The following is a 14,166-nucleotide window of genomic DNA, read 5'->3' as shown; positions in this document are numbered from 1 at the left end:
GTAGCACTCAAAAAAGCGGGACGAAAGTCCCGCTTTTTTTATTTGTACTGACGAAAAGACGCCAACTATGCAAGTGACCAAGACTTCTGCCTTCCCCCTGTCGCGCGTTTGCCTGGCGCTGGCCCTGGTGGCCGGTGGCCTGGGCGGTGCCCCGGCCTGGGCCGACGAGGCCAGGCTGCTGATGGACGGCCCCGCCACCCGCATCACCACGGCCGACGTCAATGCCGATGCCCAGCGCATGCCGGAGGATGTGCGCCCCGTGATCCTGTCCCAGCCGCAGCAGGTGCAGCAGATCGTCTCGAATCTCTATGTGCGCCGTGCCTTGGCAGATGATGCCGAAAAGCAGGGCCTGGGCAAGACGCCCGAAGTGCAGGCCGTGCTGCGCCTGGCGCGCGACAAGGTGCTATCGGATGCTTGGATAGAACAGGTGCGCGAGCGCAGCCGCCTGCCTGCCCAGGTGGCAGAGGCCCAGGCCCGCAGCCTCTACAACGCCAAGCCCGAGCGCTTTGAGATGCCCGAGCAGGTGCAGGTGCGCCACATCTTGATCGCCGGCGATACCCCCGAATCCAAGGCCAAGGCCGAGGAACTGCTGGCACAGCTCAAGACAGGTGCCGACTTCGCTGAGCTGGCCAAGGCGAATTCTGCCGACAAGGGCAGTGGCGCCAAGGGCGGTGATCTGGGTTATTTCAGCCGGGGCCGCATGGTGCCCGAGTTCGACAAGGTGGCCTTTGCGCTGGACAAGCCCGGTGCGCTCAGCGACTTGGTCAAGACCCAGTTTGGCTACCATATCCTGCGCCTGGAAGGCCGCAAGCCCGCTGGCACCAAGCCGTATCTGGAAGTGCGCGAGCAGTTGCTGGCTGAAGTGCAGGACAAGGCAGCGCAGGACGCCATCACCGCAGAGGCCGACAAGCTGCGTGCAGCGGCCAAGCCGCATACCGATGCCATTCGCAGCTTCAGCGAAAGCGTGAAAAAGCCCTGAAGCCATTGGGGCAGGACTGCTGCAGTCCTGTCTTGCGCGATCGAGTGAAGCTGCGTTGCTCGCACAGGCAGCAAAAACTGACACTCTTTGCCTGGACAGCCCCATAAAGGCAGGCACAGACCCGGCGTCTTGCGCGAAAATGCCGGGTTTGGCATGAACGAAGTGCCGCTGCGTCGCCATGCGACGTGGGCGGCACTTGTCGCATAACAACGCATGTACTCTTTATTCGGCGAATGCCGCGCGCTGTGGCAGGCCCGCAGCCTGCTGTGGGTGATGACCCGGCGCGAAGTGGCGGCTCGCCATGCGGGCACGGCCGCAGGCGTGCTCTGGCCCTATCTGCAGCCCCTGCTCACGGTGGCTGCCTACTATCTCGTGTTCGACGTGGTGTTCTCCATGCGCCTGGGCGACAACGCGCCCACGCATGCCGTGGGCGCGTTCCTGGTCGTGGGCGCCTTGCCCTGGATGGCGTTCTGCGACGCCACGGCACGTGGCATGAACAGCCTGATCGAGGCGGGAGGTATTCTGCAGAAGAACGCGCTGCCACCCGTGCTGTTTCCCATGCGGGCCGTGCTGGCCAGCAGCGTGATCTTCGGGCCCTTGCTGGTGCTGGTGGCACTGGCCTATCTGCCCCAGCATGGATTGAACACCTCGATGCTGGCCCTGGCGCCGCTGCTGCTGGGCCAGTTGCTGCTGTGCGCGCTGCTGGCCTATGCGCTGGCCATCCTGACGGCGGCGCTGCGGGATGTGGGGCAGTTGGTGACCTTCCTGCTGTCGGTGGGTATTTACCTGTCGCCCATCCTGTTTCCGCTCACGCTGTTCCCCGAGCGTTGGCGTTGGGTGCTCTGGGCCAATCCCATGACGGCGCTGGTGCTGGGCTACCAGAATGTGCTGCTGCAGGGCCTGTGGCCCCAGCTTGCGGTGTGGGTGGCCCTGGGCGCTTGGCTGCTGGTGCTGGCCGTGCTCCTGAACGGCCTGGTGCGGCGCAGCCGCGATCAATTGGTGGACTGGCTATGAACGCCAAGCATGTCGAGCTGCCCGAAGACCTGGTTTTGCGCGTGCGCGACCTGGGCAAGGAATACAAGCTATATCCGTCGCCGCGCGCGCGGTTCAAGGCGCTGCTGACAGGAACCGCCACGCACCGCAGCCATTGGGCGCTGCGCGATGTGTCGTTCGAACTGCACCGCGGCCAGTGCATTGGCGTGATTGGCGACAACGGCGCAGGCAAGAGTTCGCTGCTCAAGCTGTTGGCAGGTACCTTGCAGCCGAGCTGCGGAAAGATCGAACGCGTGGGCCGGGTGACGGCCATTCTGGAGCTGGGCGCCGGGTTCCATCCTGATTTCAGCGGCCGTGACAATCTGTATTTCGGCGGCAGCCTGATCGGCATCAGCCCCGAGCGCATGCGCGAGCTGGAGCCCGAGATTGCTGCCTTCGCCGAGCTGGGCGAGGCGATGGAGCGCCCGGTCAAGACCTATTCCTCGGGCATGACCGTGCGCCTGGCGTTTGCGCTGGTGACGGCGGTGCAACCCGATGTGCTGATCATCGATGAAGCATTGGCCGTGGGTGACCAGCATTTCCAGAAGAAATGCATCGAACGCATCATGGCCTTCCGCAACAGCGGCTGCACTATCCTGTTCTGCTCCCACAGTCCGTACCACATCCGCCATCTCTGCGACGCTGCACTGTGGCTGCGTGGGGGGCAGGTGGCGCAGTTCGGCGATACCGAGCAGGTGCTTGCTGCCTACGATATGCACACACGCGAGCGCCAGGAGCGCGAGCAGCAAGCGCTGGAAGGTGCTGCTGCATCCGAGGGGGCAGGCGGGCGTGAGCAGGCAACGGCGCATGAGGCAGAGGCTCCGCCATCGGGGCCCGTGGCTGCCGTGGACAGCGGCACGGCCTGTATCCTGTCGGTGGATGTGAAGGATCTGGCCGAGCCTGAGGGCGATCAGCCTGGCCTGCTGCAGAGCCAGGATCTGGTGGTGACCATCACGGCGCGTGGACGCGGGGAGGAGCGCCCGCACATAGGCTTCATGATCGAGCAGTCCAAGGGAGTGGGAATCACCTCCCTGGCCACCCACGAAGATGGCGCTTTTCCGCGGCAATTGCCTGATGGAACCTGGCAGACGGTATTGACCTTCCCCGAACTGCCTCTGCACAGCGGCGACTATGTAATCAGTGCCTTCCTGTTCGATGAGACAGGTCTTGCCGTCTATGACGAATGGTTCCAGTTCCTGCATCTGCGCTTCATCTTCCCGAAGCCGCTGCCTGGATTGGTGCGCCTTCCTCATCACTGGAACTGAACGATGGCGCAGGAGTCGGCACGATCACAGCAGCACGCGCCGCCCGCTGGCGAGGCCAGGTCGGGTGTTGATCCACGCTTGAATCTGCTCAAGGTACTGGCATCGTTCGGCGTGATCATGGTGCATACGGCAGTGCTGCGGGTGTCGCAGGTCGACTTGCACAGCCTGGGTTGGTGGGTTGCCAATATCGGAGACGCGGCCGGGCGCCTGGGCAGTTCCATGTTTGTGATGGTGGGCGGGGCGGTGCTGTTGGCGCGGCCTGCCGAACGTGATCCCTGGGGCATGGTGGGCCAACGCCTGTCCCGGCTGCTGCCGGCGCTGCTGTTCTGGTCGGTGTTCTATTTCGCTTGGCGCCAGTGGATGTGGGGCGGAATGACCTGGGCGGGCATCGTGCAGGATGTGGTGCTGGGCAGCCCCTGGTACCACCTGTGGTTCATGTACATGATGCTGGGCCTGTACCTGATGATGCCTGCCATGCGCTATGCGGTGCTGGGCGTGGGGGATGGCCCGGGATGGCGCCATCTCTTGGCAGTGGCAGCGGGCATGACGTGGTTTGTCTCCATCGCACAGACGCTGCAGAAGACCTCGCATGCCAGCTTCATCGGGCTTGCTCCCCTGTTTATCGTCTATTTCCTCGGTGGCTACTATCTGCTCAGGCGCCAGGTGCGCCTGACGTCATGGCAATTGTGGCTGGGCGTGATCCTGGCGATTGCGGGCATGGCAGGGGGTGTGGCATTGCTTTACCCGGCGCTCAAGGAGTGGGCCTTCGTGCTCTTCTACAGCAATCGCAGCCCGTTTGCGATGATGCTGACCTTCTGCGTTTTCTTGCTGGCACTTCGCTTTCCCGCGCACAGGGTGCCGGCCTGGGTCAATCACCTGGGCAAGGCCACTTTGGGCATCTATGCCATTCACCCCTTCTGGATCGATATGCTGGCACGTTGGGGCTATGGTCTTGCACAAGCCGGCAGTTACTGGCCTTTGATGACGCTGCTGGTGTTTGCGCTGTCTGCGGTGACATCGCTGGCGCTTTTTTCTCTTCCACCGCTGCGGCGCCTGGTGAGCTGAAGTCGGTTTTTCGGCCTTTGCACACAACTCTCCCGGATAGTTCAATGAATACAACGAGTTCTCTGCCCACGGATTTGAGCGAAGGGCAACGTCTGCTGAAAGAAGCCAGCCAACTGCTGGAGCAGGGAGACAGGGCTGGCGCTGCCCAGGTACTGCTTCGCGCACGAAGCGAAAACGATGCGCTGCTGCAGGCTCATGAGCTGATCGAGACCCATGGCCTTGTGGGCTCGTTCTCCAACATCATGGGGCTTGAGTGCAGGATCTCGCCACAGGACGATATCTTTGGCTTCTTCCGTGGACATCCCTCCAGCCGCAATCCGCTGCGCGACTACTTCGCTGATGGTTGGCGCACGCTGTCGGAGCTGATGCTGCTGCTGGAGGCAGTGGACAAGCCCTTGCTGCACACGGCCAGCGTGCTGGAGTTCGCCAGCGGCCATGGCCGCTTCACACGGCACCTGGTCAAGGCACTGGGTGCGGAACGGGTCACGGTCTCGGACATCGTGATCGATGCCGTGGACTTTTCCAGGCAGACCTTCGGTGTGCAGGGCTTTGCGTCGGCCAGCGTGCCGGAGCAGGTACGCTGGCCTCAGCAGTACGAGCTGGTGTTTGTACTGTCGCTGTTCAGCCATCTGCCGCGCTCGACCTGGACGCGATGGCTGCAGGTGCTGCGCGATGCGGTGGCGCCGGGTGGTCTGCTGGTGTTCAGCACCCATGGCGTGAAGGCTGCGGATTTCGATAGTGTGACACTGGACGATGACGGTTTTTTCTTCGCACCGTCCAGCGAATCGAATGCCATTGATGCCAATGAGTACGGCACGGCGTTCACCTCGGAGCGTTTCGTGCTGGAGCGCATTGCCGAAACCTGGGGCAGTGATGCCTTGCGCCATCGTTCACTGGTGCATTTCTGGAACCACCAGGATGCCTATGTGCTTCAACGGCTGTGAACGGCAGCCAGGCCATTTGATAGAACAAAGAGGACGATTGCATGAGTTGGAAGCTGCGCTTGCAGGAGAGACTGTTCGGCCTGGCGCCATGGGATGCCGGCAAGATCACGGATGAATGGTTTCGTGCACATTTCAACTATGCTGCAGATCTGGCGCATGATTGGCTGGGTCGGGCGCTGGATCTGTCCAAGGCTCGGCTGCTGAATTTCGGCTGCGGCGATGGCATTACCGATCTGGCCCTGGTATTGCGCCATGGTGCGACGTCCATCCACGGCATCGACATCCGCCAGGAATACGCCAAGCTGCCGCGCATCGCGCGAGAGCAATTGGGCATGTCGCGCATTCCTGCAGCGCTGAGCTTTGAGACCATCGTGCCCAATTCGCCACTGGCGGGGCGCCATGCAAATTACGATGGATTGCTCAGTTGGTCCACCTTTGAGCATGTGCAGCGCGACAAGGTGCTGCCGATTCTGGCGGACCTGCACGCCTGCCTGCGCCCTGGCGGGGTGTTCTTCCTGCAGATTGAGCCGCTGTTCCATTCGCCCTGGGGCTCGCATCTGCGCCGCTATGACGATGTACCTTGGCACCACCTGATGGCTTCGGAAGAGGAGCTATGGAGCATCATCGACAAGCATGAAGGTCCGTTGGATGCTGCCGAGGTGGATTTCGGCTTTGCCGATTTCGGTGTCGATGGTTACAAGCGCTTTGTCTTCAAGGAGTACCAGGCGCTGAACCGACTCACTGCCGATGAGCTGATCGATATCGCCCGGCAGGCCGGCTTCGACGTGCTGCGCGAGGAGCGGCGCCATGTCGATATGCCCGTTCCGCAGGCGCTGCAGGGACGATATCCCGAGGATTGGTTGCGCAATAACGAGATCTTGCTGTTGCTGGGCAAGTCCTGAACTGCGCAGGCCTTGGCATCTTGGCGGCGCCTGCGAATTCATGGTCCAGGGCTCAGGCCTGCAGCCAGTTCTTGACACGCCGCTGCCAGTGCGCGGGGATGCACCTGGCCACGCCGCGCAGGACTGGCATGGAGCGCAACCGTGCCAGGGCGGCCAATGCCATTGAGCTGGCCACATGGGTTTCGCGCTGCAGGCGATGCGTTGCCAGAAAAACCTGGGGCAGGGGCTGGAGCACGGCCTGTTCGCAAGGCTGAAGGCCTTTCAGGTAGCTTTGCCCATAGAAGGCTTCGCCAGCCAGCGCCTGCGGCATGTCTGACGCAGGAGGAGTTGCCGGTGCCTGTGAGGCGATGAAATGCGCCTGACGTACCTTGGCGAAGAAATCCAGCCATTGTGCAGGGCTGGCATCCCAGGCGTGGACCCATGACCATTCACGCCCGGCAAGACGCTCCGGAAACGCACCGATATCGGGGCCGACGATAGGCAGGCCAGAAGCCAGGCACGCGCTGAGCGTGTAGCTATAGGTCTCCGGCCATTGCGCAGGGAACCAGGCCAGGTCGGGCTGCAGCCACTCCAGCAGCGCAGGCAGCTCCTCTTCCTTGTAGGCGCCATGCACGGTCAGGCGAGCGCGCGGCTGGGTCTGCAGGCTGCGGTAGCCGTAGCCCAGCAAGTGGAACTCTACGGGTGCGCCACGCTTGGCGGCCTCCTGCGCCACGGCTTCCAGCACGTCGGCGCCCTTGATGGCGCTCATGGCACCCAAGACCACGACTTTGAGCGGGGCTGTCTCGGCCAATGGTCGCGCCGTTGGAGCCGGCAGCTGTGCCGGCAGGTCGGTGTGGGCAACCGCCTGGACACGCGCGCCGGGCGCGAAGCCGGCGATCCGGCCGGCCGTGTCCTGGCTGGGCGCGAGTACATGGCGTGCATTGTTCAGCAGCAGCGCATTGCGATGGCGCCACTGGGCTACGGTGCCTGCGTAGGGGGCGGTGTCTCCCGGTTCGCAGCAGCCGCACTCTCCTTCATGTGTCGGTTCGATGTAGCGGTTGTCTATGCCGGTCAGCGATATGTTCTTGCAGTAGGTGTAGAAGTCGTGGGTCGTGAAGTCATAGGCCGCACCCAGGCGGGCGGGAAGGTCCAGGATGGCTTCGCTGTGGCCCAGCAGGTGCTGGTAGTGCACATGCACCACGCCAAGCTGGCGCAGGGCCTGCACCAGTTCCTCCATCTGGTCGGCGACGCGGAAGGCCAGCTCGAAGGCTTCTTTCTCTTCGGCGCGGCGCAGCACCACGGCGCCGCCTGCAGCAGGAGACAGGGTCAGGAACAGGGCCTTGCCTTGCAGATGCTGCGCCAGTTCGCGCACATGGCGAACGGTGCCGCCCGCTCGATCATGCAGGACGGAAAGCACCACCGGCAGGTGCGCGGCGTCTGCCTGCAGGCGAGCCACATCAATTGCCAAGCGAGCCGTACATGCGGGATCCGCCTGGACGAAGGCCATGACATCGGCTTCGTAGCGCGGATGCAGCCTGCGCAGGGTTTCCATGGCGGCACGTTCACGCGGGCTCTTGCTTTCTCCGAAGCTCACGCCGCCTGTGTGCAGCACGAAGGTGTCCAGCAGATGCAGGTTGCGCCAGCCAGCGGCTGCGGCACGCTGGCAGAAGTCGTTTTCCTCGCCATAGCCCTTGCCGAAGTGCTCGGTGTCGAACAGGCCGACGGCGTTCAGGCTGTCGCGGCGGATGTACATGCAAAAGCCCACGCCGGTCGGCACGTCCACCACCTGGCCGGGATTGGTGCGCGCGCACAGTGCGTCGATGGCGGCCGTATCCATGCCGGGCGGCAGGTCGTTGCCCTCGCAAAAGCGCGGGTAGCTGCAGATGGTGGCGTTGTTGGAAAACGGCGTGACGGAGGCGATGCGTGCATCTCCGTAGGCAGCCTGGCGGATGCGGTCCAGCCAGTCATTGGCAACCACGGTGTCGCTGTTGAGCAGCAGCACGTCATGGGCGGTGTTCAGCGCCATGCCGCAGTTGACGGTGCCGACGAAGCCGAGGTTCTCCTCGTTCTCCAGCAAAGTGATGCGGGGCTCCTGCGCAGCCTTCTCGCGCAGCCAGGCCGTGACTTCGGGCTCCGGGCTGGCATCGTTGATGACCACGAGTTGCCAGTGCGTGCGGCAGGGGCTGGCCAGAACGGATTCGATGCAGTTGCGCGTGTCGTCCAGGCCGCGGTACACGGGCACGATCACATCGACGGGCTGCTGCGGCATCGGCTGGGGCACGGGTGTGTGGAGGACAGGGGCAGGCACGGGCGTGCGGCCCAGCAGGCGGTCAATGCGCATCTTGGCGTGGACGAGAGGGCGCGTGGCCCGGAAGACGGTGGAGTTCTCTATATCGCGCAGGTGCTGCTCCAGGCGCGCGAAGTCCCGCTGCACGCGGGTGGCCTCCTGCTGCCAGATGGCGCGTTCCTTGCTTTGTGCCGCGTGGCTCTCTTCTAGCAGAGCATTTCGATGCGAAAGGCCCTTGATGGAGTCACTCTTGTGCTGAATCTCAACATTCAGTCCTTGAAGCTCATTGGCGAGCCGGCTAAGGGTTTCCGCATGTTGCTGTTCATGCACCAGTTGCTGGGTGTGCAGTTGATCCTGCAGATCATTGGCCCGGCTGCGCTCCTGCGCGATCTGCCGTTCAAGCGGCTGCACGGCGCCCGCCAGCGCCAGATAGTCGGCCGACATGGGCCATCCCATCTCGATCTCCAGCGAGGCGCCACGCAGTGCAGCCAGGGTTTCTGCGGGAATGGGCAGTTCGAACCAGGGGTCATCGCCGGTCAGAAGCAGCATCAGCGAGAAGGCGCCTGCCGGATGAAGTCCATTCCACACGAGCTGATGATGCGGGCGTTGCCCCAGCAGGGCAGCGTCCGAATCCTCGGGCAGCCATTGCCAGACGACGGCGCCTTGCGCATCGAGCAAGGCCAGCCGGTGCAGGTGTATGAAGCCCGGCCGGTCGGCCAGGTCCAGACGCAGATGGCTCAGTGAAGTGTTGTGGTCGGGCAGCGCAAAGCGCAGTGTCTGGCGTGCCTGGCCAATGATGCCCGTGGTGGAGAGCTTGCTTTCTTCGTCATAGCGGCCAGCGCGTGCCATGTAGAGCTGTGCCGTGAATAGGGCATGTGCCTGTGGATAGTTCACCGGCGGCTCGATGGCCTGTGCCTGGGCCACCGGGGCGGCACTGGCGATGAACTGGTAGGCCAGTGCATCGGGCGTGGCCAGCAGGTGGCGGGCAACGGCAGGGGGCAGGCTGTCGTAGGCGACGCGGAATTCGGATTCGGGGAGCGCCCGTTCGATGGTGTCGATGTCGTCCACCTGCCAGCCTTGCTCGGCCAGAAAGCGCGACAGCGAGCGCCGCGTAAAAAAACGCAGGTGGGTGCGGTCCAGCAGGCCTTCTTCGCGGTAGCGGAATTCGCCATGCAGCAGTTCTGCCACCAGGCCGCTGTAGCCTGCATTGGGTACGGAGATCAGCAGACGGCCTTCGGGTGTCAGCCGCTTGCGGCATGCAGCCAGGATGCGCTCGGGCTGGCGAAGGTGCTCCAGCACGTCGGCGCAGACGATGTAGTCATAGCGCGCATCGCCGAAGAGCTGGTCCAGATCGCAATCCTCCAGGTCGGCCACATGGACATGGCGGTAGAAGGGCGCTGCATGGCGGGCTTCTTCCTGGCTCAGGGTGACGCCATCACAGACGCATTGCTTGTGCTCGGCGAGAAAGGCTCCAAGTGCACCGCTGCCGCAACCCAGATCCAGTATGTGCGCCTGGGCCCGGACATGGCCGGCCAGCACGGACAGCGACGTGCGCTCGTTCAGATCGACAGTGCGCAGGTAGACGTGGGGATCGGGAATGGGTGTGGTCATAGGAAAAAGGGTGCCGGGCAATCTCTCCGCTGGGAGCAGGTGCCGCGGCCGTATTCATTCATGCCAGACGGCCTTGGCCAGTCCGCAGCGGGCAGCAAGCTGCGCCCACGTCAGGGCGCAAAAAATCCCGGAAGTCCGGGCGGCAGATTGTCGCGCATCATAATCCCGGCCACTGCAGTGACTGCATGGCATGGCCGGGTAATGACATATTGCGCGGCTGTTGCATTTTTTTGCATTACGGCATGGCCGCTGACGCTTGACGAAGGCCGTCGGCGGAATACTCTGTGCCGCCGTTTCTGCGGCGCGTGATTCCCGTGCGGGAATTTGAAGATCTGAAGGGCGGCATTGATGGGTTCATCGTTGGTCGTGTCGGTGGTGAGCCACGGACATGGCGCTCATATCCAGAGGCTGCTTGAGTGCCTGGCTTCGGCGCGCCTTGTGCCGGTGTCCCGTGTGGTGTTGACGCTCAACATTCCCGAGGCGGAGCCCCAGGCGCCCGTGGCCGGCTGGCCCTTTGCGCTGGAGATCCGGCGCAATGCGCAGCCTCTGGGGTTCGGCTGCAACCACAACCGGGCGCTGGCGAGCGCACGGGAGCCGTTTGTCTGCGTGATCAATCCCGATGTGTTCTGGAGCGAGCAGGAGGAGCCGTTGCAAGACCTTCTGGCGCTGGTGGCCCGTCCGGGACTGGCCCTGGCCTATCCCCCGCAGATCGGCGAAGACGGCGCGCTGCAGGATTTCGAACGGGAGCTGCCATCGCTGTGGAATTTGCTGCGGCGCAAGCTGCGCGGGCGCGTGGAGCGGCGTGTGGAATGGGTGAATGCGGCCTGCCTGGTGCTGGGCCGGGACAGCTGGCTGCGGCTGCGTGGGTTTGACGAAGGTTTCTATATGTATTGTGAGGATGTGGATCTGTGCCTTCGCCTGCGGGTGCTGGGCGGAGAGCTCAGGCGCGGCGGTTTGCCTGTGGTCCATGCGGGCCAGAGGGCGAGCCGGCGCAGCCTGCGCCATGGCGCATGGCACGTGGCCAGCCTGCTGCGGCTGTGGAGCCGGCCGGCCTACCGCAAGGCCAGGGCCCTGCCGCAGGCAGCGCCATCGCTGCGCAGCCTGCGTGGAGAACCATCGTGATCTGGATGTCGGTACTGGCCTTCATGGTCTCCTTCATCGGCTGTGCGCTGCTGCTGCGCTGGGCCCGGCGGTCCGCAACGTCCTCCTACGGATACGACAAGCCGCAGCGTTTCCACATGGGCGAGGTGCCCCGGCTGGGGGGCGTGCCCATGTACCTCGGGCTGGCTGTCTCCTGGGGAGTCGGCACCTGGCTGAGCATGCGCGGAGATCCTTCGTCGCTGCGCATGCAGCTGTGGGTCGTCGTATGCCTGGCTGCCATGCTGCCGGCCGTGGTCGGCGGCGTCATCGAGGATGTCTCGCAGCGCCTGAGCGTGCGCTACCGGCTGGTGCTGACCCTGCTGAGCGCCGTGCTGGCTGTTTTGCTGTGCGGCCTCACCGTGCCTCGGCTCGGCTGGCCCTGGCTGGAACAGGCGCTGGGTCCTGCCATGCCCTGGCTGGGCATGGGCCTTGCGGTGCTGGCGCTGACGGGCCTACCCCATGCCTTCAATATCATCGACGGCTACAACGGGCTGGCGGGCATGGTGGCCACCATCATCTGCCTGGCGCTGGCCCATGTGGCCTTGCAGGTGGGCGACCGCACGCTGGCCGCCATGCTGGTGACGCTGGCCGCCGCCACCTGCGGCTTCCTGGTCTGGAACTACCCGCGCGGCATGATGTTTGCCGGCGATGGCGGAGCCTATGTCTGGGGCCTGGCGATTGCCCTGGCCAGCATCGCCCTGGTGCAGCGCAATTCCGCAGTCTCTCCATGGTTTCCCATGCTGCTGCTGATCTATCCGGTCTGGGAGACGGTGTTTTCCATTTACCGCAAGCTGATGCGCGGCATGTCGCCGGGCATGGCGGATGCGCTGCATTTCCACCAGCTTATCTACCGGCGCATCGTGCGCGGCGTGTTCGACGATGATCTGGCCCGGCGCATGCTTCGCCGCAATAACCGGACCTCCCCCTATCTGTGGGCCTTCACGCTGCTGACCGTGGTGCCTGCGCTGCTGTTCTGGAGCAATACACCGGTCCTGGTGGGGTTCTGCCTGCTGTTCGTGGTCAGCTACGTGGTGGCCTATCTGGCCATCGTGCGCTTCAAGCTGCCGGGCTGGATGCAGAACAATGGATGATGACCGGGCGCCATGGGCGTTCCGTCATCCGGGCATGCAACACTGCCGCGCAGTTGCGGCACAATGCCCGCCTTGTTGTTGACTACTTCCACGCCCCCGGGCTAGCACCATGAACGATATCCTCTCGATTGCCCCCCGCGACAAGGCCGAAATCCTCGCCCAGGCCCTGCCCTACATCCGCAAGTTCCATGGCAAGACCATGGTCATCAAGTATGGCGGCAACGCCATGACCGATCCGGCCCTGCAGGCCGACTTCGCGGAAGACGTGGTGCTGCTGAAGTTGGTGGGCATGAATCCGGTGGTGGTGCATGGCGGCGGGCCGCAAATCGAGACGGCTCTCAACCGCCTGGGCAAGAAGGGCGAGTTCATCCAGGGCATGCGCGTGACCGACGCGGAAACCATGGAAGTCGTGGAATGGGTGCTGGCCGGCGAGGTGCAGCAGGACATCGTGGGCCTGATCCACCAGGCCGGTGGCAAGGCCGTGGGCCTGACAGGGCGCGATGGCGGCCTGATCCGCGCACGCAAGCTCAAGATGGTCGACAACAAGGATCCGAACATCGAGTACGACGTGGGCCAGGTGGGCGACATCGTCTCCATCGACCCCAGCGTGGTGCGCGCGCTGCAGGATGACGCCTTCATCCCCGTGATCAGCCCCATCGGCTTTGGCGAGGAAAACGAGAGCTACAACATCAACGCCGACGTGGTCGCCAGCAAGCTGGCCACGGTGCTGCAGGCCGAAAAGCTGGTGCTGCTGACCAACACCCCCGGCGTGCTGGACAAGGCCGGCAGCCTGCTGACCGACCTCACGGCGCGCGAGATCGACGCCCTGTTCGCCGACGGCACCATCTCGGGCGGCATGCTGCCCAAGATCAGCGGCGCCCTGGATGCTGCCAAGGCCGGCGTCAACGCCGTGCACATCATCGATGGCCGCGTGCCGCATGCCATGCTGCTGGAAATCCTGACCGACCAGGCCTACGGCACCATGATCCGCAGCCATTGAGGCCCGATGGCGCGGACTTTGCGGTTCGCGTTACCATCGCGCATGGCCCGGGCGTGGTCTGACGGCCTGGGCCGGTCTGCTGCAAGCCGCCTTTGGGCGGCTTTTGTTTTTTAGGTTTGATATGCGTTTGCTTCTTGTGGAAGACGATGTGATGGTGGCCAGCGGCATCAAGCTGGGGCTGTCCGATGCGGGGTATGCCGTGGACTGGGTCGGCAGTGCCGAGCGCGCCCTGGAGGTGCTGGCCCAGGAAGCCTTCGACCTGGCCGTGATCGACATCGGCCTGCCCGGTATCGACGGGCTGGAGCTCACGCGCCGCCTGCGCAGCAGCGCGGTGGAGAGCTCGGCCATGCCCGTGCTGATTCTGACGGCGCGCGACGCGCTGCAGGACCGCGTGCAGGGCCTGGACCAGGGCGCCGACGACTACATGGTCAAGCCCTTCGAGCTTCCTGAACTGCTGGCCCGGCTGCGCGCGCTGCTGCGTCGGTCACAGGCAGCCACATCGGCCGTCCTCAGCTTCGGTCCCATCGAGCTGGACACGGCAGGCCGCCGCGCCGGCGCGCGCCAGCCTGCACAAGACGATGAGAGCGAGGGAAAGCTGCTGCCCATCGACCTGGGCCCGCGCGAATGGACCGTGCTGGAATACCTGCTGATCCACGCGCCCAAGCCGGCCAGCAAGGACAAGCTGCTGCAGGCGCTCACGGGCTGGGACCGAGAGATCACGCCCAATGCGGTCGAGGTCTATGTCTCTCGCCTGCGCAGCAAGCTGGAGCCGCACGGCGTGGCCCTGCGCTCCATCCGGGGCTTCGGCTATCGGCTGGAACTCTCGCATACCGTTGCCTGATGCGGATATGGCGCATGGCCCCAGGCGCTG

At 64.1% G+C, this 14,166-nt stretch carries 11 protein-coding genes; 10 read left to right on the top strand and 1 reads right to left on the bottom strand.

Going from position 1 to position 14,166, the window contains the following annotated elements:
* Nucleotides 1-67 precede the first annotated feature (67 nt).
* The 6 genes from AC5I49_RS18420 (at nt 68) to AC5I49_RS18395 (ending at nt 6,187) form a co-directional block, all read left to right on the top strand.
* On the top strand, nt 68-979 hold the full coding sequence (locus tag AC5I49_RS18420; protein WP_209670269.1) for a peptidylprolyl isomerase: 912 nt from the start codon (nt 68-70) through the stop codon (nt 977-979).
* Between the two features lie 213 nt (nt 980-1,192).
* The gene (locus tag AC5I49_RS18415; RefSeq protein ID WP_047326202.1) at nt 1,193-1,993 is read left to right on the top strand and encodes an ABC transporter permease; all 801 of its coding nucleotides are present in this window, start codon (nt 1,193-1,195) and stop codon (nt 1,991-1,993) included.
* Nucleotides 1,990-3,276 carry an ABC transporter ATP-binding protein gene (locus tag AC5I49_RS18410; protein ID WP_047326201.1) on the top strand — a complete coding sequence of 429 codons (1,287 nt, stop codon included), beginning with the start codon at nt 1,990-1,992 and terminating at the stop codon, nt 3,274-3,276. Before AC5I49_RS18415 ends, AC5I49_RS18410 begins: the two co-directional genes overlap by 4 nt.
* 78 nt (nt 3,277-3,354) lie before the next feature.
* Nucleotides 3,355-4,341, top strand: coding sequence for an acyltransferase (locus AC5I49_RS18405; RefSeq protein WP_160310738.1), 987 nt, complete (start codon nt 3,355-3,357; stop codon nt 4,339-4,341).
* A 44-nt stretch (nt 4,342-4,385) separates the two neighbouring features.
* Entirely contained in the window at nt 4,386-5,285 is a 900-nt protein-coding gene (locus AC5I49_RS18400; RefSeq protein WP_047326199.1) for a class I SAM-dependent methyltransferase, read from the top strand.
* 41 nt (nt 5,286-5,326) lie between these two features.
* Nucleotides 5,327-6,187 (top strand): SAM-dependent methyltransferase, encoded by an 861-nt coding sequence (locus AC5I49_RS18395; RefSeq protein ID WP_047326198.1) that lies wholly within the window; start codon nt 5,327-5,329, stop codon nt 6,185-6,187.
* A gap of 52 nt (nt 6,188-6,239) precedes the next feature.
* Here the strand turns inward: AC5I49_RS18395 and AC5I49_RS18390 are convergent, their stop codons facing one another.
* Nucleotides 6,240-10,064, bottom strand: coding sequence for a methyltransferase domain-containing protein (locus tag AC5I49_RS18390; RefSeq protein WP_495789700.1), 3,825 nt, complete (start codon nt 10,062-10,064; stop codon nt 6,240-6,242).
* Between the two features lie 348 nt (nt 10,065-10,412).
* On the opposite strand from AC5I49_RS18390, the gene AC5I49_RS18385 reads away from it, so the two are divergent.
* From AC5I49_RS18385 to AC5I49_RS18370, 4 genes are all read left to right on the top strand, one after another.
* Nucleotides 10,413-11,186, top strand: a complete 774-nt coding sequence (locus AC5I49_RS18385) for a glycosyltransferase family 2 protein (RefSeq protein ID WP_313282829.1) — start codon at nt 10,413-10,415, stop codon at nt 11,184-11,186.
* A gap of 5 nt (nt 11,187-11,191) precedes the next feature.
* A complete protein-coding gene (locus AC5I49_RS18380; RefSeq protein WP_203401067.1) occupies nt 11,192-12,295 on the top strand; it encodes a glycosyltransferase family 4 protein in 1,104 nt (367 codons plus the stop codon).
* Between the two features lie 109 nt (nt 12,296-12,404).
* Entirely contained in the window at nt 12,405-13,295 is an 891-nt protein-coding gene (argB, locus tag AC5I49_RS18375; RefSeq protein ID WP_012203251.1) for an acetylglutamate kinase, read from the top strand.
* A 121-nt stretch (nt 13,296-13,416) separates the two neighbouring features.
* Nucleotides 13,417-14,136, top strand: a complete 720-nt coding sequence (locus AC5I49_RS18370; protein ID WP_016446445.1) for a response regulator transcription factor — start codon at nt 13,417-13,419, stop codon at nt 14,134-14,136.
* The last annotated feature ends 30 nt before the right edge of the window (nt 14,137-14,166 follow it).

Source organism: Delftia sp., assembly GCF_059499305.1.
The sequence above is the reverse complement of the archived record's forward strand: the minus strand, read 5'-3'. Positions and strand labels throughout refer to the sequence as shown.